Source organism: Paraburkholderia strydomiana, from assembly GCF_031456815.1.
Taxonomy (GTDB): Bacteria; Pseudomonadota; Gammaproteobacteria; order Burkholderiales; family Burkholderiaceae; genus Paraburkholderia; species Paraburkholderia caledonica.
The window spans coordinates 1-19,598 of sequence record NZ_JAVDVL010000021.1 but is presented as its reverse complement, the minus strand read 5'-3'; the positions used below and the strand labels follow the sequence as shown (position 1 = coordinate 19,598).

General features: G+C 61.1%; 16 protein-coding genes and 1 pseudogene. 10 read left to right on the top strand and 7 right to left on the bottom strand.

Annotation, left to right across the window (positions count from 1 at the left end):
* Positions 1-29: 29 nt before the first annotated feature.
* The gene (gene pdxR, locus J2W46_RS32400) at positions 30-1,577 is read right to left on the bottom strand and encodes a MocR-like pyridoxine biosynthesis transcription factor PdxR (RefSeq protein WP_310069856.1); all 1,548 of its coding nucleotides are present in this window, start codon (positions 1,575-1,577) and stop codon (positions 30-32) included.
* Positions 1,578-1,708: 131 nt separating this feature from the next.
* Here pdxR and J2W46_RS32395 point away from each other — a divergent pair, with 131 nt between their 5' ends.
* The 8 genes from J2W46_RS32395 (at position 1,709) to J2W46_RS32360 (ending at position 9,599) form a co-directional block, all read left to right on the top strand.
* Entirely contained in the window at positions 1,709-2,815 is a 1,107-nt protein-coding gene (locus tag J2W46_RS32395) for an ABC transporter ATP-binding protein (protein WP_087753629.1), read from the top strand.
* A gap of 104 nt (positions 2,816-2,919) precedes the next feature.
* Entirely contained in the window at positions 2,920-3,969 is a 1,050-nt protein-coding gene (locus J2W46_RS32390; RefSeq protein WP_020068557.1) for an ABC transporter substrate-binding protein, read from the top strand.
* Between the two features lie 114 nt (positions 3,970-4,083).
* A complete protein-coding gene (locus tag J2W46_RS32385) occupies positions 4,084-5,361 on the top strand; it encodes an ABC transporter permease (RefSeq protein WP_310359758.1) in 1,278 nt (425 codons plus the stop codon).
* Positions 5,362-5,376: 15 nt separating this feature from the next.
* Positions 5,377-6,216 carry an ABC transporter permease gene (locus J2W46_RS32380; protein WP_027779949.1) on the top strand — a complete coding sequence of 280 codons (840 nt, stop codon included), beginning with the start codon at positions 5,377-5,379 and terminating at the stop codon, positions 6,214-6,216.
* Positions 6,217-6,368: 152 nt separating this feature from the next.
* A complete protein-coding gene (locus J2W46_RS32375) occupies positions 6,369-7,430 on the top strand; it encodes an OmpA family protein (RefSeq protein WP_310359750.1) in 1,062 nt (353 codons plus the stop codon).
* Between the two features lie 133 nt (positions 7,431-7,563).
* The gene (locus J2W46_RS32370) at positions 7,564-8,199 is read left to right on the top strand and encodes a response regulator transcription factor (protein ID WP_310359748.1); all 636 of its coding nucleotides are present in this window, start codon (positions 7,564-7,566) and stop codon (positions 8,197-8,199) included.
* A gap of 12 nt (positions 8,200-8,211) precedes the next feature.
* Positions 8,212-8,607, top strand: a complete 396-nt coding sequence (locus J2W46_RS32365; protein WP_087752113.1) for a hypothetical protein — start codon at positions 8,212-8,214, stop codon at positions 8,605-8,607.
* A gap of 548 nt (positions 8,608-9,155) precedes the next feature.
* Positions 9,156-9,599: a hypothetical protein gene (locus tag J2W46_RS32360; RefSeq protein WP_310359745.1), complete on the top strand. Its 444-nt coding sequence runs from the start codon at positions 9,156-9,158 to the stop codon at positions 9,597-9,599.
* A gap of 109 nt (positions 9,600-9,708) precedes the next feature.
* Here J2W46_RS32360 and acnA read toward each other — a convergent pair whose 3' ends face one another.
* The 6 genes from acnA to J2W46_RS32330 form a co-directional block, all read right to left on the bottom strand.
* Positions 9,709-12,426 carry an aconitate hydratase AcnA gene (gene acnA / locus J2W46_RS32355; protein ID WP_020071576.1) on the bottom strand — a complete coding sequence of 906 codons (2,718 nt, stop codon included), beginning with the start codon at positions 12,424-12,426 and terminating at the stop codon, positions 9,709-9,711.
* A gap of 45 nt (positions 12,427-12,471) precedes the next feature.
* Positions 12,472-13,923, bottom strand: coding sequence for a bifunctional 2-methylcitrate dehydratase/aconitate hydratase (locus tag J2W46_RS32350; protein WP_310359740.1), 1,452 nt, complete (start codon positions 13,921-13,923; stop codon positions 12,472-12,474).
* A 24-nt stretch (positions 13,924-13,947) separates the two neighbouring features.
* On the bottom strand, positions 13,948-14,457 hold the full coding sequence (locus J2W46_RS32345) for a hypothetical protein (protein ID WP_020071578.1): 510 nt from the start codon (positions 14,455-14,457) through the stop codon (positions 13,948-13,950).
* A 104-nt stretch (positions 14,458-14,561) separates the two neighbouring features.
* Positions 14,562-15,731 carry a bifunctional 2-methylcitrate synthase/citrate synthase gene (gene prpC, locus J2W46_RS32340; RefSeq protein WP_310069786.1) on the bottom strand — a complete coding sequence of 390 codons (1,170 nt, stop codon included), beginning with the start codon at positions 15,729-15,731 and terminating at the stop codon, positions 14,562-14,564.
* A 25-nt stretch (positions 15,732-15,756) separates the two neighbouring features.
* Complete coding sequence (locus J2W46_RS32335; RefSeq protein ID WP_310359737.1) at positions 15,757-16,755, bottom strand: HpcH/HpaI aldolase/citrate lyase family protein; 999 nt, start codon at positions 16,753-16,755, stop codon at positions 15,757-15,759.
* Positions 16,756-16,959: 204 nt separating this feature from the next.
* Positions 16,960-17,943, bottom strand: coding sequence for a malate dehydrogenase (locus tag J2W46_RS32330; RefSeq protein ID WP_020071600.1), 984 nt, complete (start codon positions 17,941-17,943; stop codon positions 16,960-16,962).
* A gap of 591 nt (positions 17,944-18,534) precedes the next feature.
* Between J2W46_RS32330 and J2W46_RS32325 the strand changes: the two genes are divergently transcribed.
* Positions 18,535-19,335 carry a GntR family transcriptional regulator gene (locus J2W46_RS32325; RefSeq protein WP_204523395.1) on the top strand — a complete coding sequence of 267 codons (801 nt, stop codon included), beginning with the start codon at positions 18,535-18,537 and terminating at the stop codon, positions 19,333-19,335.
* Positions 19,336-19,490: 155 nt separating this feature from the next.
* Positions 19,491-19,598: pseudogene (locus J2W46_RS32320) on the top strand (succinate dehydrogenase, cytochrome b556 subunit); the annotation flags it as partial.

Below are 19,598 nucleotides of genomic sequence, written 5' to 3'. Positions count from 1 at the left end.
GCCTTCGCGCGCTCCCCCTTGCATCGCCCTCAGGCCGCGCGCGTCGGCTTCTTCAGCGCCGTCTGCTCGATCACGCGTGCGAGCGTGTCGAACGCAGGTCCGATCTTTTCGTTCGGCACGCACGCGTAGCCGAGCAGCAGTCCGCGCATGGCGGGCGGATCGCTGCTGTAGTAGCTCGCGAGCGGCCGCACGATCACGCCGGCGTCGAACGCTGCCGCCGTAACCGCGCGATCGTCGGCATGATCGGGCAGTCCGAGCACGAGATGCAAACCGGCCTCGTCGCCCATGACGGGCAGTTCGGTGCCGAACCGCGCCGTAATCGCATCGATCAGAATCTGCCGGCGCTCACCGTATAACGCTCGCATTCGCCGGACATGCGAGGTGAGATGACCGTCCATGATGAAGTCTGTCATTACCGCCTGCTGCATCAACTGACCTTCGCGATAAAGCTCGGCGATGCCCATACGGAATGTATCGACGAGATGCTCCGGCGCGATCATGTAGCCCATGCGCAAGCCGGGAAACAGCATCTTGCCGAGACTGCCAACGTAGATCACCTGACCTGCGTCGTCGAGACCCTGCAGCGACGCTAGCGGCCGGCTGCCGTAGCGAAACTCGCTGTCGTAGTCGTCTTCGATGATCCACACGTTGTGCTGGCGCGCGTATTCGAGCAGCGTGCGGCGGCGCGCGAGGCTCATCACCATTCCAAGCGGATACTGATGCGACGGCGTGACCAGCGCGAGACGCGGCGGCTGCTGCAAATCCTGCTCGCGCGGATTGAGGCCTTCTTCGTCGACCGGCACCGGAACGAGTGTGATCCCCGACGACTGCAGCACGCTGCGCGCGCCCCAATAGCACGGCTCTTCGACCCACGCGCGGTCGCCGACGTCCGTCAGCAATCGAACCGCGAGATCGATGGATTGGTGAATACCCGTAGTGATGATGATCTGGTCCGGCGTGCAATTCACCGAACGCGCGACCCGCAAATAGTCGGACAACGCGCGGCGCAGCGGCCGGTAGCCGCCGCCCGGCGCATAGGTCAGCAGATCGGGATTGGCTTCTTTCCACAAGCGCGCTTGCAGGCGGCTCCAGGTTCGAGCCGGAAATTCGGCGACGTCGGGCACGCCCGGCATGAACGCGCCCCACTGTTTTGCAGACACGCCCGCTTGACCGATCAGGCGCCGGCCGCGATTGGACAGATCGTTCAGATCGCGCTTTGCCGTCTTGCCTGCAACCGCGACCGGCTTGCCTTCCGAGTCCACTGCCGTGACCGCCGGCTTGCGCCGCGCGTTGACGGCAGCTGTGTCCGGCTGCGTGTCGGCGACATACGTCCCGCTGCCCGTGGTCGAGATCACATAGCCTTCGGCGGTAAGCTGGTCGTACACGTGCAGCACCGTATTGCGCGCGATACCGAGGTCTTCGGCAAGCGTGCGCGAGCTTGGCAGCTTGGTGCCCGGCGGCAACTGGCCGGCGAGGATCGCCTGCTGCATCAACCGCAGAGTCTGCCGGTAGATCGGCTCGGCGGCCGCGCGATCAAGCCTGGCGGCGAGCCAATCCGACAAGATGATCGTATCCAAGTGGTTCTATCCGGAATAATGAAATGGTTCCATATTGTAGAACCGTAACGGTCTATAGTGGGCCACGCAATCGATGTAAGCCCGCTGCTTATCTAAGGCAGCCGGCCGGACAGGCAGAGGAGACTACGGCGATGAAAACGGATGAAGTGATCGTCAGCTTTCGAGGCGTGCGCAAGACGTACGACGGCGAAACGCTGGTCGTCAAACAACTGGATCTGGACATCTATCAGGGCGAATTCCTGACGCTGCTCGGGCCGTCGGGTTCCGGCAAAACAACCTGCCTGATGATGCTCGCGGGTTTCGAATTTCCCACCGGCGGCGAGATCTGGCTCGACGGCACGTTGCTCAATACCGTGCCGCCCCACAAGCGCAACATCGGCATGGTGTTTCAGAACTATGCGTTGTTTCCGCATCTGACAGTCGAGCAGAACGTCGCGTATCCGCTGACGGTGCGCAAGCTATCGGCCGAAGAGCGTGCTCATCGCACCAACAACGCGCTGAAGATGGTGCGCATGGAAAGCTTCGCTAAGCGATATCCGGCGCAGCTTTCCGGCGGGCAGCAGCAGCGCATCGCGCTCGCGCGGGCGCTCGTGTTCGAGCCCAAGCTCGTGCTGATGGATGAACCACTCGGCGCGCTCGACAAGCAGCTGCGCGAGCACATGCAATACGAACTGAAGTCGCTGCACGAGAAGCTCGGCGTGACGTTCGTGTATGTCACCCACGATCAGGGCGAGGCGCTGACCATGTCCGATCGCGTCGCCGTGTTCGACAAAGGCATCGTGCAGCAACTCGACACCGTGGACCGTCTGTACGAATCGCCGTGCAACGAGTTCGTCGCGAACTTCATCGGCGACAGCAACAAGCTGCGCGGCACGATCGCAAACGTGGACGGAGAGTATTGCGAGTTTCACCTCGTCGACGGTACGCGGCTGACTGGTCGCAACATCGGCGGCGCGCGGGCGGGCACGCCGGCAGTTGCGTGTATCCGTCCTGAACGCATGAAGCTCGCGAGTCACGGCAACGGCGCGGCGCGGGCGGGCGCCAATGCGCTCAGCGGCGAAGCGCGTGGACTCATCTATTTTGGCGACCACGTGCGCATGCGTTGCGGCTTGCCGCAGCAGGACGAGTGCTTCGTCAAGGTGCCGCTCGGCACCGATGCGCTCAATACGTTCGCACCTGGCTCGCCCGTCGCGCTCGAGTTTGCGCCCGAGCATCTGCGGGTATTCGCGGGGGCGTGATTGCGTGAAACGCGCGCATGATTGCATGAGAAGAGCGGTCAGCAGCACATAAAAAAGTCGCATGAATGATGCTTGAAACCACCACCAAAGGAGAGCAACACACCATGAACAAGATCGGGAAATCGCGCTGCGCCGTCGCTGTCGGTGCTGTGGCGCTCGCGCTCGGCGCGGCGCAGGTCAATGCGGCCGAACTGACGGTCGTGAATTTCGGCGGCGCGAACGGGGACGCACAAAAGGCGGCCTTCAACCAGCCGTTCGAGTCGCAGAGCGGCAGCAAGGTGACCGCTGTCGAATACAACGGTGAGCAGGCCAAGGTCAAGGCGATGGTCGAGGCCAAGCACGTGAACTGGGACGTGGTGGAGGTCGAATCGGGCGACATCGGCCGAGGTTGTGACGAAGGTCTGTACGAGAAGCTCGACTGGTCGAAGATCGGCAAGAAATCGGATCTGATTCCGGAGGCGCCGCAAACTTGTGGCGTCGGCTTTTTCGTGTGGTCGACGGCGCTCGCCTATAACGCCGACAAGCTGAAGACTGCGCCGTCAGGCTGGGCCGACTTCTGGGACGTGAAGAAGATCCCCGGCAAGCGCGCGATGCGCAAGGGCGCGCGTTACAACCTCGAATTTGCGTTGATGGCCGACGGTGTTGCACCGAAAGACGTGTACAAGGTGCTGGCGACCAAGGAAGGTCAGGACCGCGCATTCAAGAAGCTCGACGAGTTGAAGCCGAACATCCAGTGGTGGGAAGCGGGCGCGCAGCCGCCGCAATTCCTCGTGGCCGGCGACGTGGTGATGTCGACGGCGTACAACGGCCGGATCGATGCCGCGCAGAAGGAAGGCAAGAACCTGAAGGTCGTGTGGAATGGCAGCATTTATGACCTCGACTATTGGGGGATTCCGAAGGGCTCGCCGAACAAGGCGCTCGCCGAGAAGTACATCGCCTTTACGATTTCGTCGAAGCCGCAGCAGGACTACGCGCACCACATCGCCTATGGTCCGGTGAACGTGGCGGCGATCAAGGCGCTCGACGCGAAGACGCTAGCGAACCTGCCGAACTCGCCGGCCAACGGGAAGAACGCGGTTCTGCAGAATTTGTCGTTCTGGACGGATCATGGCGATGAGTTGGAGCAGCGTTTTTCGTCGTGGGCTTCGAAGTAGGAAGCGGGTCATGTGAAGAAGCGCGCGCAGGGGTGGGTTCGGCGCGCGTGGGTTTCGAGGCATGGGACGGCAGTAAGCGCTAAAGCGCTAACTGCCGTCGACAGGAGAACGGGTGTGACTACGATGACGATCGCCGCCGATTCGACGCCGGAATCGACCGGCCGGCTCAAGCGTGAACTGAAGGCCGCGGAAGCGAAAAAGCGCGCCACAGCGTTGCTGCTCATCGCGCCGCTTGCGATTTTTCTGCTGCTGATCTTCGTCGTGCCGATAGGCGCATTGCTGACGCGTGCCGCGCAGAATCCGGAAGTCGTGAACGCGCTGCCACATACGCTCAGCGCTCTGAGCACCTGGGATCGCAAGACGCCGCCGCCCGATACCGCATACGCCGCGTTGGCGACCGATCTCACCGCGATCGCCGACAGCGACGGCATGGGCGCGCTCGCACGACGGCTCAACGTGGAGATTCCCGGCTATCGGTCGCTCGTTGCCAAGTCGGCGCGCGCCATGCCGTTCGTCGACGACAACAACAAGCCGTTGCAACTATCTCCCGCCCAGTTCCACGCGAAGTTCGCCGAACTGGACGAACGCTGGAGCAATATTGCGTACTGGCAGGCCATCGCGAAGAACGGCAGCCCGTATTCGCCGTTCTATCTGCTTGCTTCGCTCGACCACAAGCAGGACGCGTTCGGCCATATCATCCCGACCGATCCCGACCAGCAGATCTATCTCGCCGTTTTCAGCCGTACTTTCGTGATCGGCGCGGCAGTCACGCTTTTTGCGCTGCTGCTCGGTTACCCGCTTGCTTACTGGATTTCGACGCTGCCCGAGCGTCGCGCGAATCTCGTGATGATTCTCGTGCTGATTCCGTTCTGGACATCGATCCTGGTCCGCGTCGCCGCATGGATCGTGATCTTGCAGAGCGAAGGGCTCGTGAACAAAGCGCTGATCGGCAGCGGCTTGCTGCACGATCCGCTGGCGCTGCTGTTTAACCGCACGGGTGTGTACATATCGATGACGCATATCCTGCTGCCGTTCATGATCCTGCCGCTTTATAGCGTGATGAAGTCCATTCCGCCCACGTATCAACGCGCGGCGGTCTCGCTCGGCAGTCATCCGTTCGCCGCATTCTGGCGTGTGTATGTGCCGCAGACTTATCCGGGCATCGGCGCGGGCGCGTTGCTGGTTTTCATTCTGGCAATTGGCTACTACATCACACCGGCGCTGCTTGGTGGACCGAACGACCAGATGGTCAGCTACTACGTCGCGTACTTCACCAACGTGACGATCAACTGGGGCATGGCATGCGCGCTCGGCGGGCTGCTGCTTGCCGCCACGCTCGTGCTGTATGCGATCTACGGACGCTTCACGCGCTCATCGCTGAGCCTTGGCTGAACGGAGCCCACCGCCATGAAACTTGCCAAGCCCCTCTTTGCGCCACATACGTCGCTGATCGAGCGCGTATGGTATTTCGCGTTGCGCGCACTCGCCGTGCTCACGCTGCTATACCTGATCCTGCCCGTGCTTGCGATCGTGCCGCTGTCGTTTTCATCGAGTACTTTTCTGGTATATCCGATTCCGGGCTGGTCGCTGCGCTGGTATCAGAATCTGATTGCGTCTGATGAGTGGCGCATGGCGGCCAAGAATAGCTTCATCGTCGCGCCGTCCGCGACGGTAGTCGCGACCGTGCTGGGCACACTTGCCGCAATCGGACTTACAAAGGCGAATTTCCGCGGCAAGGGGTTGCTCATGGCAATCCTCATTTCGCCGATGATCGTGCCGGTGGTCGTAGTGGGCGTCGGCATGTATCTGTTCTTCGCGCCGCTCGGTCTCGCCAATACCTATATCGGCCTGATTCTCGCGCACGCGTCGCTCGGTGTGCCGTTCGTCGTGACGACGGTGGCCGCGACGCTGCAGGGTTTCAACTACAACCTCGTGCGCGCGAGTCTGTCGCTCGGTGCGAATCCGGTGAAGACGTTCTTCCGCATCACGCTGCCTGTGATCGCGCCGGGTGTGATCTCCGGGGCGCTGTTCGCGTTTGCGACATCGTTCGATGAAGTCGTCGTCACGCTGTTTCTTGCGGGCGCCGATCAGACGACGCTGCCGCGACAGATGTTCACCGGCATCCGCGAAAATATCAGCCCGACTATTGCGGCGCTCGCCACCATCCTGATTGTTTTTTCGACCTGCCTGTTGCTGGCGCTCGAGTGGCTTCGTGGCCGCAACGCGGCGCGGGCGATCAGGGCATAAGTGTGGGCCCGCGTGTATCGCCAGATTCATTGAGGCAGCACGCCATTCGACAACTCTTGACATTGTTCTAAGATTCATCCCATTCCGCGGGCTTGTCCGTCTCGTCATACTTTTATCCCTCGATAAGAAGATGCGCGAGACGCAGACATTTAATGAAAACCCCGCTAACCGTGCTTGTGTGCGCGCTGACGCTGACAGCTTGCGCGGACCACGCCGCGCGCGCCCGGCTCGGTATCCAGGATTCCACTCTGCTCAGATCCGGCGTTGGCGCCTCGCAAGACGAGGCCGCAGGCGCCGCCAACCCGCAATGGGTCCAAACCTACGCAATTGTCCATAACGGCGCTTCGGCGCTGGCCTCGTTGCAAGCGCGACTCGACCGCATGCCGCCGCAACCGAACGATTACTTTCGCGCGAAGGCGCAATGCTGGATCAACGCTGCTCAACAAACGCGGCAGGCCGGCGACCATTGGGGTTTCGCCGAAGAAGCCATCGGCGAGGCGGCGGTCATTACCATGGGTCTGGAAAGCGGCAAGCCGGTATCCGCCGCTAATCCTACGCTGCGCACCGTGTCCACTGTGCGTCCCGATCTTTGGCAGATCGTCAATACCATCAAGTCGGATCCGGCCGTCGCGTCGTGTCACGAGGCGCAACCGCCGCTGGCGTGCGCCGAAGTAGAGCTCATGCAAGCTGGACACGACGCATGGATGCGAAGCTTCTCCAATGCCGAAAAGCGTCTGCCAGATATTCAGGACAACTTGCGTAAGTCAGCTGAAAGGGTGTTGCAATGCAAGCGGGACGTCGCCACGAGTGCAGCGGCGCCGAATGCAAAATCGCCCAGGACAGTCACGTTACGCGCCGATGCTTTGTTCCGTTTCAACGGCAGCAACGACGTCGCAATGCTGCCCGCGGGAAGGCGCGCGCTTGACGCAGTGGCACGCGGATTAAAGTCGGATGCGGCGCCTGGCGGTTTGACAATCACCGGCTACAGCGACCGTCTCGGCGACACCGCGCGTAATCAAAGTTTGTCACTGCAACGTGCAGAAACGGTAGCGCGGTATCTGCGCACTCGCGGCGTTACCTCGCCGATTGCGACTCGCGGCCTCGCCAGCGCAAATCAACTGATCGAGTGCCGACAAACCAGGCGTGATGATCTGGTGCGGTGTCTCGCACCGAATCGCCGCGTGGAGATCGAGCGCGTCGTTGCCGCTCCCTAACGTGCCTTTGTATCGCCGCCGGACGTCGTAGTCCACACGCATGTGGCGCATGGCAGCAGGCGGCCGCAATGGTCTGCAAGGGCCGTGATGGGCCGCAACCGGCATTGGATGTTTTTCAGGAGGAACGCAACACATGTCAACTATTCTGATTATCGACGACCATCCAGCGTTTCGGATGATCGTCAGGTTGCAGCTAATGCAATTGCTGAGCGTCGAACAAGTGATCGAGGCGGACAACGGACAGACCGCCGTCGAAATGGCTCGCCAGCACAAGCCCGACCTCGTCATACTGGATCTCGACATTCCGCGTATCAGCGGACTTGACGTCATTCCGCGGCTCAAACTTGCACATCCGTCGATCCGCGTGATGGTGCTGTCGGGGCACGACCCGGCCACTTTCGCGCCGCGCGCAATGCGCTCGGGCGTTCATGGCTTTGTCGGCAAATCGCAGGAGATGAAGGAGATCATGCGCGGCGTGGAGGCGGTGCTCGCAGGCTACACCGTATTTCCGGTCGCGCCCGACGGCGCGACCATTACACCGGGCGTGTCGCCGACCGGTGATGAGGGCAGAATCATGTTGCTCTCCGACAAGGAACTCGTCATTTTGCAGATGCTTTCGAAGGGCATGTCGAACAAGTCGATCGGCGACGCGCTGTTCATGAGCGACAAAACAGTGAGCACCTACAAGGGCCGCATTCAGGAGAAACTTGGGCTGTCATCGCTGGCGGCATTGATTGAGTTCGCATCGTTGCACAAGCTGGTCGACTAGATTTTTTGGGGTATGGATAAGACGAATTTCAACCGTGCTTTCGAGCCCGTCGAGCTTTCTGAGCCGACGGAGCCTTTTGATCCCGGCTATCTCGACGCGCTCGCGGACGAAGGCATCGACCTGGACGCGTTTCTGAACGGCTGGTGTCGAGCGATGCGTGACGATCTCGGCCGCCTAAGCGACCTACGTTGCGAACTCGAATCGGCGCAATTGCCGGCCTTGCTGCACAGAGTGAGTGGCGCAGTGGGTCTCGTGGGCGCACAGCATTTAATGCACGCACTGCGGCACGCGAGTACCTCGCTGTCTCAGCGCAATGCCGACTCGATTGACGCACTCATAGCGCGTGGAAGGACTTTGATCGCGCAACTGGAAGCAGCGTCTTATCCACACCGGAACACATCATCATGAATAGGCCGCTGGCGTTGATACAGGGCGCTCTGGCGCTTCCCAGTGCACGCCCGCTGTCGGGTCTGCCTCCGCCTTTCGGATCGTGGCGGCGGTCGACGTCGCACAGACAGCAACGCGCGCCTCAAGCGGCGATCCCGGGCGTGCCGCGATATGCAGCATCTGCGAACCATCGCGGTCGAATTCCGCAGAACCCAAGAATTCTGTTCCTCTACAAGCTGCCACAGCGGCGAGACGATTCGCATCGGTTCGATGAACAATTGGCTGAAGCGAAACGTTACCTCCAGGCAGATCACACACGGCCGAGGTCGTCACGGTCGGACCATATTCTGAGCGCGGCCATCTTCGTGAGTTGCAGCATAGCGCTCGCTTGGCTACTCGCGACATGTTCCACACACGAAGTCGCCGGCAGCTTTGAACCGGCGGCGAGACCGTCTACCGCGGCGATACAAGCCGGCCCCGTCATAGTAAATCCGTTAGCGAATGTTCGGCCTGAGTTGGCCCAAACCGCGTCAGAAGCAGTAGAAACGCATTCAACGATTACGCACGCGTTGTCGTCAGTAAAGGCTGCGTCGCCGGATGCCGTGCATCCTGTCGAGACGCCAAGCCTGTCCCAGCGCGCGGAGTCGCAACGGTCAGCGAACAAGTCCCGCCATACCGTCGCGGCTGACCGTGTCGCGAAGCTCCGTCGATCGACTGCGGTGGGTCACGCAATCGACGCAGAGATCGAACAGCATGCACGGTTGAGTCGTCCTATCGAATCTCCGGTGCGCCTGTCTCTGTCGAGCCAGCCGGGAACGGCTACATCGCAATCGTCTGCGAACGATTCCGTGGAGCGCGCCGCGTTGCGCGATTGGGCTGTGCAGCAGCGGCGCGCAAATGTCAGTGTGCGTGCAAGTGGGCCTGCGCCGGGCGACATCGACTGGAATGCGCACATGACGCAGCGCCGGATCACCGACAACCCGGCGGCGTTCCAGACGGGCCACTCACAGTAATAATCGACGAAAAAAAAGCCCGACCAAGGTCGGGCTTTGAAAGTCGGCTGCGCCCTCCACAGGACGCAGCCCCTGCAAAACAGCCAAGCTGTTTGCGTTGCCGCGATGCTTAAGCGGCCAGCAGCGAACGCAGTACGAACGGCAGAATACCGCCGTGCTTGTAGTAGTCCACTTCGATCGGCGTGTCGATACGCAGCAGCACCGGAACGCGTTTCTCGCTGCCGTCCTTGCCGCGAATCACGAGCGTCACTTCCTGCTGCGGCTTGAAGTCTGCGCCGAGGCCTTCGATGTCGTACGTTTCTTCGCCGGTGATGCCGAGCGACTGCACGCTATCCGAGCCCTTGAACTGCAGCGGCAGAACGCCCATGCCGACCAGATTCGAACGGTGGATCCGCTCGAAGCTGCGTGCGACCACAGCCTTCACGCCCAGCAATTGCGTGCCCTTTGCAGCCCAGTCACGCGACGAACCGGTGCCGTACTCTTCACCTGCAAACACGATGGTCGGCGTGCCGGCGTCGATGTACTTCATCGCTGCGTCGTAGATCGACAGTTGTTCGCCGCTCGGCTGATGAATCGTCAGGCCGCCTTCCACGCGCGAGCCGTCTGCCTTCGCCGGGATCATCAGGTTCTTGATCCGGACGTTCGCGAACGTGCCGCGCATCATCACGTCGTGGTTGCCGCGGCGCGAGCCGTAGCTGTTGAAGTCGGCCTTCTGCACGCCGTTTTCCTTCAGCCACTTGCCTGCCGGCGAGTCTTCCTTGATCGAGCCAGCCGGGCTGATGTGGTCGGTCGTGACCGAGTCACCGAAAATGCCCAATGCGCGCGCGTTTTTGACTGCCGCGATGCTGTCGGCCGGCGTCATCGAGAAATCGTTGCCGAAGAACGGCGGCTCGGCGATGTACGTCGACTTCGGCCAGTCGTAGACCTGACCTTCTTCGCCTTCGATCTTGCTCCAAAGGTCGCCCTTCTTGGTCAGCGACGCGTAGTTCTTGCGGAACGCGTCCGCGTCCAGCGCAAACTTGAGCAGGTCGTTGACTTCGTCGCTGGTCGGCCAGATGTCGCCGAGGTACACGTCCTTGCCGCCTTTGCCCTTGCCGACCGGTTCGGTCATCAGGTCGCGCGTGATATTGCCGGCGATAGCGTAAGCCACGACCAGCGGCGGCGAGGCCAGGAAGTTCGCGCGGATGTTCGGGTGAATACGCGCTTCGAAGTTACGGTTGCCCGACAGAACCGCTGCCGCGACGATGTCGTTCTTCGTAATGGCTTCGTTCAGTTCCGGCGTCAGGTCGCCCGCGTTGCCGATACAGGTGGTGCAACCGTACGCAGCCAGCGTGAAGCCCAGTTTGTCCAGATACGGCAGCAGGCCGGTTTTCGTCAGGTACTCGGTGACGATACGCGATCCCGGAGCCAGCGACGTCTTGATGTGCGGAGCGACCGTGAGGCCGGCTTCGACAGCTTTCTTCGCGAGCAGGCCGGCGGCCAGCAGCACGCTCGGGTTCGACGTGTTCGTGCACGACGTGATCGCGGCGATCAGCACGTCGCCGTTCTTCACGTTGACGCCGTTGCTCGTGGTGTACTGCGCGTCCAGATCGGCTTCCTTCTTGGCAAAGCCGTTTTCTGCCACCGGCTTCGAAAACAGGTCGCTGAAGGTCGACTTCACATTGCCGATTTCGATGCGGTCTTGCGGGCGCTTCGGGCCAGCCAGCGACGGCGCGACGGTGCCCAGATCCAGCGTCACGACCTTCGTGAAGTCGATGTCGCCTTCCTTCGGAATACCGAACAGGTTCTGAGCCTTGAAGTAGTTCTGGAACGCCGAGATTTCGGCGTCCGTGCGGCCCGTGCCCTTGAAGTAGTCGATGGTTTTTTCGTCGACCGGGAAGAAGCCCATGGTCGCGCCGTATTCCGGCGCCATGTTGCCGATCGTCGCGCGGTCCGGCAGCGACAGCGAGCGCGTGCCTTCGCCGAAAAACTCGACGAACTTGCCGACAACCTTTTCCTTGCGCAGCAGTTCGGTGATGGTCAGCACCAGGTCGGTCGCCGTCACGCCTTCGCGCAGCTTGCCCTTCAGGTTCACGCCGACCACGTCCGGCGTCAGGAAGTACACCGGCTGGCCGAGCATGCCGGCTTCAGCTTCGATACCGCCCACGCCCCAGCCCACTACGCCGATACCGTTGATCATCGTGGTGTGGCTGTCGGTGCCGACCAGCGAATCCGGGTAGTACACGGTGTCCGCGCCTTCGGCCTTCTTGTGCACACCGCGTGCGAGGTATTCGAGGTTCACCTGGTGAACGATGCCGACGCCCGGCGGCACGACCTTGAACGTGTCGAATGCCTGCATGCCCCACTTCATGAACTGGTAGCGCTCGTTGTTGCGCTGGAATTCCAGTTTCATGTTCAGGTCGAGTGCATTCTTTTCGCGGAAGTGATCGATCTGCACCGAGTGGTCAACCACCAGATCAACCGGGACCAGCGGTTCGATCGACTTCGGATTCTTGCCCACGCGTTGCGCCACGCCGCGCATTGCCGCGATGTCGGCGAGCAGCGGCACGCCGGTGAAGTCCTGCAGCACGACACGCGACACGACGAACGGGATTTCGTCGACGCGCGGAGCGGTCGGCTTCCAGTTCGCCAGTTGCGTGATGTGTTCTTCGGCGATTTTCTTGCCGTCGTAGTTACGCAGCACCGATTCCAGCACGATTCGGATCGAAACCGGCAGGCGGTCGATCTTGATGTTCAGTGCCTTGCCGAGTTGCGGCAGGGAATAGAACTTGCCTTTGCCGGAACCGCTGTCGAATTCCTTGAGCGTTTTGTGGAGGTTGTGGGCCATGGTGTTTTCCTTGGTTTGATCGCGGAACTACAGTACTTAACTTGACTAGATGACGTACAAATCGACGTACTCATTGACCGGCATGGCTTCGAGCCGTGCCTGATCCAGCGACACGTCGAGAATCGCCAGTTGTTGCTTGACCGGGAAGCGGCGCGCGAGGTTGGTCTTGAACTTCTCCACCAGCAACGGAATTCCGTCTTCGCGACGACGCTTGTGACCGATCGGGTATTCGACTACGACTTCGTCGAACTTTGATCCGTCGTTGAATTCGATCGTCAGTGCATTGGCGATCGAACGCTTTTCGGGATCGTGGTAATCCTTTGTGAACTGCGGGTCTTCCACACATGCCATTTTTGCGCGCAGCACGTCGATACGCGGGTCTTGCGCGACTGCGTCTTCGTAATCCGCAGCCGTCAGTCGGCCGAAGATCAGCGGCACAGCAATCATGTACTGAATGCAATGATCGCGGTCGGCCGGATTGTCGAGCGGACCTTTTTTATCGATGATACGTAGCGCGGCTTCGTGCGTGCGGATAGTGATTTTGCGGATGTCTTCCACGCGCCTGCCTTGCAGCTGAAGCTGCGCATGCAACGACATCGCCGCTTCCACAGCGGTTTGCGCGTGGAACTCGGCCGGAAACGATATCTTGAACAGCACGTTTTCCATCACATAGGAACCGTACGGGCGCTGGAACTTGAACTCGTTGCCCTTGAAGAGCACGTCGTAAAAGCCCCACGTTTTCGTGGTCAGCACCGACGGATAGCCTATCTCGCCCGTCTTCGAAATAAGCGCGAGACGAACTGCGCGCGAGGTCGCGTCGCCCGCGGCCCACGATTTGCGCGAGCCGGTGTTCGGCGCGTGGCGGTACGTGCGCAGCGCTTGCCCGTCGACGAGCGCCTGCGAGACCGCATTGATCAGCTCGTCGCGCGTGAGGCCGATCATTTGACCGACTACCGCCGTCGACGCGAGCTTTACCAGCAATACATGATCGAGCCCGACCTTGTTGAAGGAGTTTTCGAGCGCGATGCAGCCTTGAATTTCGTGCGCCTTGATCATTGCGATCAACACGTCTTTCATCGCAAGCGGCGCTTTGCCGGCTGCGATGGCAGTGCGCGAGAGCCAGTCGGCTGTCGCGAGAATTCCGCCCAGATTGTCCGACGGATGCCCCCATTCGGCGGCGAGCCAGGTGTCGTTGAAGTCGAGCCAGCGGATCATGGCCCCGATGTTGAAGGCGGCCTGAACGGGATCGAGCTGAAACGGCGTGCCCGGCACCTTTGCACCGTTGGGGACGATCGTGCCCGGCACGATGGGTCCCAACAGCTTGGTGCAGGCGGGGTAGGTAAGCGCCTCGAGTCCGCAGCCGAGCGTATCGATCAGACAATGACGCGCGGTTTCCAGCGCGAGCGTGCCGTCGATCTGATAATCCAGAACGTAATCGACGATATCGACCAGGACTTTGTCCGGATCGGGTCGCACGTTGGAAATCGGAGCGGACATCGGGGAGCTTTCCTGACGACGTGATTAGTTGCCGAGCTTGTTGATTGCGTTCGACTGCGTCGGGGCCGGTGCGCCCTGCGCCATCGCCGCCGTTTGGCATTCGTCGGCCAGACGCGAGCTGTCCTTGTCCTGGAACAGCATGGCCTTGGTCGGGATCACGACCAGATCCATACCGGTTGCGGCGTCGTGGAAACGGTCTGCGCCCGTGGTGGTCGCTTCGCGCGGCAGGTTGTAGTTTTTGTTCGCCCAGTGAACCGTGACGATCTGGTCACGCTTCATGTCGCCCTTCAGTTCGAAGGCCAGACCTTCCTTGCACGACCACTTTTCCGCGCCTTCCGGCACCGGATCGACCTTGGCTTCCTTGGCGGGGTTTTCCTTGCGCTTGATGAGGCGGCGCGGTTGCGGGCGCTTTGCAACAGCCTTCTTGGCAGCCGGCTTTGCGGCAGTCGCCGTTTCTGCGGCGGCGTCGGTCGCGACGGTCAACATTGTGGTGGACAGGGCGCCGACGACGGCGGCGATCAACAGCTTGTTCATGGGAGAAAACCTTTCTATCTAATTTCAGTTAAACATTGCGCGGGCTACCGGTCCTGGCGGCCGCGGGGTTGAACTGCACGCGCCTTGAAAGCGCACAGCGACCGCTATTTTCTCCTATTTAGCGGCACGTACTTCAAATTCTCAGGTCCGGTGTAATTCGCGCTCGGGCGAATGATCTTGTTGTCGATCCGCTGTTCGATGATGTGCGCACTCCACCCGGCCGTGCGTGCAATGACGAAAAGCGGCGTGAACATTGCCGTGGGCACGCCCATCATGTGATACGACACGGCGCTGAACCAGTCCAGGTTGGGAAACATCTTCTTCGCTTCCCACATCACCGATTCGAGTCTTTCCGCGATGTCGAAAAGCTTGTTGTTGCCCGCTTCCTTCGAAAGCTTCTTCGCCACTTCCTTGATGACCTTGTTGCGCGGGTCCGAGATCGTGTAGACCGGGTGACCGAAGCCGATCACCACTTCCTTGTTCTCAACGCGCCGGCGGATATCGCTTTCCGCTTCGTCCGGCGTCTGGTAGCGCGACTGGATCTCGAACGCGACTTCGTTCGCGCCGCCGTGCTTCGGTCCGCGCAGCGCGCCGATTGCGCCCGTGATTGCCGAGTAGATGTCAGAACCGGTGCCCGCGATCACGCGCCCCGTGAACGTCGACGCGTTGAACTCATGCTCGGCATACAGGTTCAGCGACACATGCATTGCATCGACCCACGACTTCGACGGCTCGACACCATGCAGCAGATGCAGGAAATGGCCGCCGATCGAATCGTCGTCGGTTTCCACTTCAATGCGTTTGCCGTTGTGCGAATAGTGGTACCAGTAGAGCAGCATCGAGCCGAGCGACGCCATCAGTTTGTCGGCGATATCGCGCGCGCCGGGCAGGTTGTGATCGTCCTTCTCCGGCAGCACGGTGCCGAGCACCGAGACGCCAGTGCGCATCACGTCCATTGGATGCGCGGCAGCGGGAATCCATTCGAGCGCGGCCTTCACATTGGCGGGCAGGCCGCGCAACGCCTTGAGCTTCGTCTTGTAGGCGGTGAGTTCGGCCTGTGTCGGCAGCTTTTCGTGCACGAGCAGATACGCGATCTCCTCGAACTCGCAATTGCCCGCGATGTCGAGAATGTCGTAGCCGCGGTAGTGCAGATCGTTGCCGGTCTTGCCGACCGTGCAGAGTGCCGTATTGCCCGCGGTCACGCCGGACAGCGCGACAGATTTCTTCGGTTTAAAGCCGCCTGGTGCGCCGGCGGATTGCGTTGTCTCGCTCATCTCCCGCACTCTCCTGTTTGTTTGCTCATTGCGCTGCTTCCCCGAAAAGCGGCGCTGCATCTTGCGGAACGGCCCGGCCAGTGGATTGCGCCCGGCGCAGCACCGACCAGTAATAGCGGTAGCTCGCGCGGTCATGCAACGTGTCGCGATAGCGCGTGGGTCCCCATTGGGCGGACTGCGCGGCCAGCAGAATGTCGGTGGCGGTGGCGATTTCTTCGTCGCGTGGCGCGAACGCGGCCACGATTACCTCGACCTGCGCAGGGTGAATGCTCCACATGCGCGTGTAGCCGAACTCGTTGCGTGCGCGTCCCGCGTCGTTTGCAACCACGCTCATATCGCGCACTTCAGTGCTGACGTTGTGCGACGGCACCTTGCCGTACGCATGGCACGCGGCGGAAATTTCGAGCTTGGCCCGGCGCACCAGCGGATGATCGAACTGCCCAGGCGAGCGCATTGCGGTATCGGGGATCGCGCCGTCGTGCGCCGAAACAAAGTCCATCAGACCGAAGCTCAACGCTTCGACACCGGGCAACGCGGCAAGATCGAACACACGCGTCAGCGCGCCGTGTGTTTCAACCAGCAATTGCACTGGCACTGCTCTGGCGACGCCAAGCTCGCGCCGCGTGGCCTCGATAAACGCGACCATTTCGGCGGCGTCGGGTACGTTGCGGATCTTGGGCAGGGTGATGTAGGCGGGCGCACGCTTTGCCGCGCGCAGAATCAGGCGGACGTCGTCGCGCCAGTGCGGGTGGTCGAAGTCGTGAATCCGCACCCCGACGCGGCCGAAGCGGTCATGCTCGCTGCCGAGCAGCGACGCGACGAGTTCCGCGTGCTCCGCTTCGCGGCCGACCTGCGCGCCGTCTTCGCAGTCGAGCGTGATGTCGAACACCGGGCCAAGTTGCTGCTGTAACGCGAGCGATTTCAGCATCAGCTTTTCGCTGCCGGCGTAGTGGTCGCAGGCAGGCAGCACAGCGGGCGGCACTTCGCCGTCAAACAGCACTTCGGCGGGTGTGAGGGCGCGCATCTTCGGCGTCAGGAGCGTGGGCTTTTGTTGAGGGAAAACCGATTCGGGCGCGTTCTGTCCGATCGTACAGACAGGCAAAACGCGTTCGAATCAGGTGCGAACCGCGCGAAGCGCCAGATTGGCTCGCTTCGCTCGATTTGCACGAAAAAAACCGGAACCCGCTGCGATGAAGCTACGGAGTTCCGGTTGTTCTGCATCAGGTGCTTAACCGAGCAGATGCTGAACGCCTTCGCGCTCTTCCAGCAATTCCTGCAGCGTGGCGTCCATCTTCTCGCGCGAGAACGCGTCGATTTCCAGACCTTCCACGCGCTTGTATTCGCCGTTTTCGCAGATCACCGGCACACCGTAGATGATGTCTTCAGGAATGCCGTACGAACCGTCCGACGGGACACCCATGGTGACCCACTTGCCGTTCGTGCCGAGCACCCAGTCGCGAACGTGGTCGATTGCAGCATTAGCCGCCGACGCTGCCGACGATGAACCGCGTGCCTCGATAATCGCCGCGCCGCGCTTGCCGACGGTCGGGATGAACGTGTTGCGATTCCATTCGTCGTCGTTGATCAGCTTCGTCAGGCTCTGGCCTTCTGCGGTTGCGAAGCGGAAGTCAGGGTACATGGTCGGCGAGTGATTGCCCCACACAGCCAGCTTTTCGATCGAAGCGACCGGCTTGCCCGACTTCGCGGCCAGTTGCGACAGCGCGCGGTTGTGGTCCAGGCGCAGCATGGCGGTGAAGTTCTTCTTCGGCAAATCGGGTGCCGACTTCATCGCGATGTAGGCGTTGGTGTTGGCCGGGTTGCCGACCACCAGCACCTTCACGTCGCGGCTCGCGACTTCGTTCAGCGCCTTACCCTGAACTGTGAAGATTTCAGCGTTGGCCGACAGCAGGTCCTTACGCTCCATGCCCTTCGAACGCGGACGTGCGCCGACCAGCAGGGCGACGTCAGCGTCCTTGAATGCGACCTTGGGGTCGTCCGTGATCACGACGCCCGACAGCAGCGGGAATGCGCAATCATCCAGTTCCATCACGACGCCTTTGACGGCGCCTTGCGCTTGCGGCAGGTCGAGCAGTTGCAGCACAACCGGCTGGTCCTTACCGAGCAGATCACCATTGGCGATGCGGAACAGCAGGGAGTAAGCAATTTGACCTGCGGCGCCGGTGACGGCAACGCGCTTTGCGGGCTTAGCCATTGAGAAATCTCCAGGACGATGCGTTAGACGCTAGGGAAAACGCCATTCTATATGCGCGTTCCTCGAAGCGTTGTGAAACACGGCGGAATTCAGTGTTTGCGGACGCCCGCTGTCAGCCCATGAATTGCGGACCGACAGCGGCGCTGCGCCAAGACCGCCATGCCGGAAACCTGTACTGCCGAGCGCTCTCAGACCGCCGTTTCGCGGCTGGTCCGGCCCGCACGCGAAAACTTGGGGGCGGCCCGGTATTTCTCTGAGAGGGCGGGAGCGGACCAGCGAGGCGCCGCGTAGCCGCTGCACCTTGCGGCTCCTGCAAACAGCGCGTTTCGGCGAGCGTCTGACCAACGAATGGCGGCGAATCGAAACCTGGACTGCGTGGGAACAGCATGGTGCAGAGTGGCTGCCGGTGCGTCGCGGCGCTGCGAAACGAATGCAGATCGCAACTGCCAAAAAACCCCGCAAACCCTTGCTCGACAAGGAGTGTAGGAGTCGGCAGACGCAAAGTCAACCTTATCTTATGTCTTATATAAGACACATCTATTGCCGGGGAAACGCTGGACGCGGCCCAGCCCTTTATGATGAAATGCGCGCATGAATTCCAACCCGGCCAACACCACGAATCCGAACGGTCAAACGGCCGCTGGCGAAGGTGTATCCGCGAACGTCCCCGCTGCGTCGCCCACTTTTAGCCCTCTGTATCAGCAGATCAAGGGGCTGATAACGCAGAGCCTCGAAAGCGGCGAATGGAAGCCCGGGGAGATCATTCCTAGTGAAGTCGAATTAGCGGCCAGATACAAGGTCAGCCAGGGCACGGTGCGCAAAGCGATCGACGAACTTGCCGCCGAGAATCTCCTCGTGCGCCGTCAGGGTAAAGGCACGTTTGTTGCGACGCACAACGAGGATCGTGCGCAGTTTCGCTTTCTCCGGTTACTGGCTGATGACGGCGCCGAGCATCCGCACGTGAGCCGGCTGCTCGAATGCCGGCGTCTGCGAGCGTCGGCGGAAATCGCGCGGCAACTCGATCTGAAGCCGGCCGATCCCGTAGTTCTGATCAAGCGTCTGCTGCAGTTCGACGGCGAAGTCACCGTGCTTGACGAAATCTGGCTGCCTGGTGCCGTATTTCGCGGACTGACGCTCGAGCGGCTTTCGGAGTACAAGGGGCCCCTGTACGCGATGTTCGAAACGGAATTCGGCACGCGCATGATCCGCGCTACGGAGAAAATCCGCGCGGTAGCGGCGGAGCCGTCGGTGGCCGATCTGCTGCACGTGCCGGCGGGTTTCCCGCTGCTGTCGGTGGAGCGCGTGTCCTATACCTACGGTGACAGGCCGGTGGAAGTCCGGCGAGGTTGGTATGTCACAACCGGGTATTACTATCAGAACGATCTGAGTTGAATCGGGCTGAATGAAGGCGTGGCATCTCGTGCGCGTGCCTTTTGACGGTGCCTTTATTGCGCGTGCTGCAACGGACCTGTCGGGGTTTTCGCTGCAGCGCGATATGAAAAGGCGCTAAAATTGCGGATTAGTGTGACTACAAGTAGGGGTCTAGCATGGCTGAAGCCGTAAAAAAACCGAGGCCGGAATTCCGGAACATCGGTATCGGGCAGATATTGACGGCGTATCGCCTGCCGCTTGCAGGGCGCGTGTCGATTCTTCAT

Bases quoted from the DNA above. Each gene is read 5' to 3' on its own strand.
- J2W46_RS32375 (WP_310359750.1), top strand. From the start codon at position 6,369: ATGAAAACCCCGCTAACCGTGCTTGTGTGCGCGCTGACGCTGACAGCT.
- J2W46_RS32335 (WP_310359737.1), bottom strand. From the start codon at position 16,755: ATGCGCGCCCTCACACCCGCCGAAGTGCTGTTTGACGGCGAAGTGCCG.
- J2W46_RS32350 (WP_310359740.1), bottom strand. From the start codon at position 13,923: ATGTCCGCTCCGATTTCCAACGTGCGACCCGATCCGGACAAAGTCCTG.
- J2W46_RS32370 (WP_310359748.1), top strand. From the start codon at position 7,564: ATGTCAACTATTCTGATTATCGACGACCATCCAGCGTTTCGGATGATC.
- J2W46_RS32345 (WP_020071578.1), bottom strand. From the start codon at position 14,457: ATGAACAAGCTGTTGATCGCCGCCGTCGTCGGCGCCCTGTCCACCACA.
- J2W46_RS32390 (WP_020068557.1), top strand. From the start codon at position 2,920: ATGAACAAGATCGGGAAATCGCGCTGCGCCGTCGCTGTCGGTGCTGTG.
- acnA (WP_020071576.1), bottom strand. From the start codon at position 12,426: ATGGCCCACAACCTCCACAAAACGCTCAAGGAATTCGACAGCGGTTCC.
- J2W46_RS32395 (WP_087753629.1), top strand. From the start codon at position 1,709: ATGAAAACGGATGAAGTGATCGTCAGCTTTCGAGGCGTGCGCAAGACG.
- J2W46_RS32330 (WP_020071600.1), bottom strand. From the start codon at position 17,943: ATGGCTAAGCCCGCAAAGCGCGTTGCCGTCACCGGCGCCGCAGGTCAA.
- prpC (WP_310069786.1), bottom strand. From the start codon at position 15,731: ATGAGCGAGACAACGCAATCCGCCGGCGCACCAGGCGGCTTTAAACCG.
- J2W46_RS32365 (WP_087752113.1), top strand. From the start codon at position 8,212: ATGGATAAGACGAATTTCAACCGTGCTTTCGAGCCCGTCGAGCTTTCT.
- J2W46_RS32325 (WP_204523395.1), top strand. From the start codon at position 18,535: ATGAATTCCAACCCGGCCAACACCACGAATCCGAACGGTCAAACGGCC.
- J2W46_RS32380 (WP_027779949.1), top strand. From the start codon at position 5,377: ATGAAACTTGCCAAGCCCCTCTTTGCGCCACATACGTCGCTGATCGAG.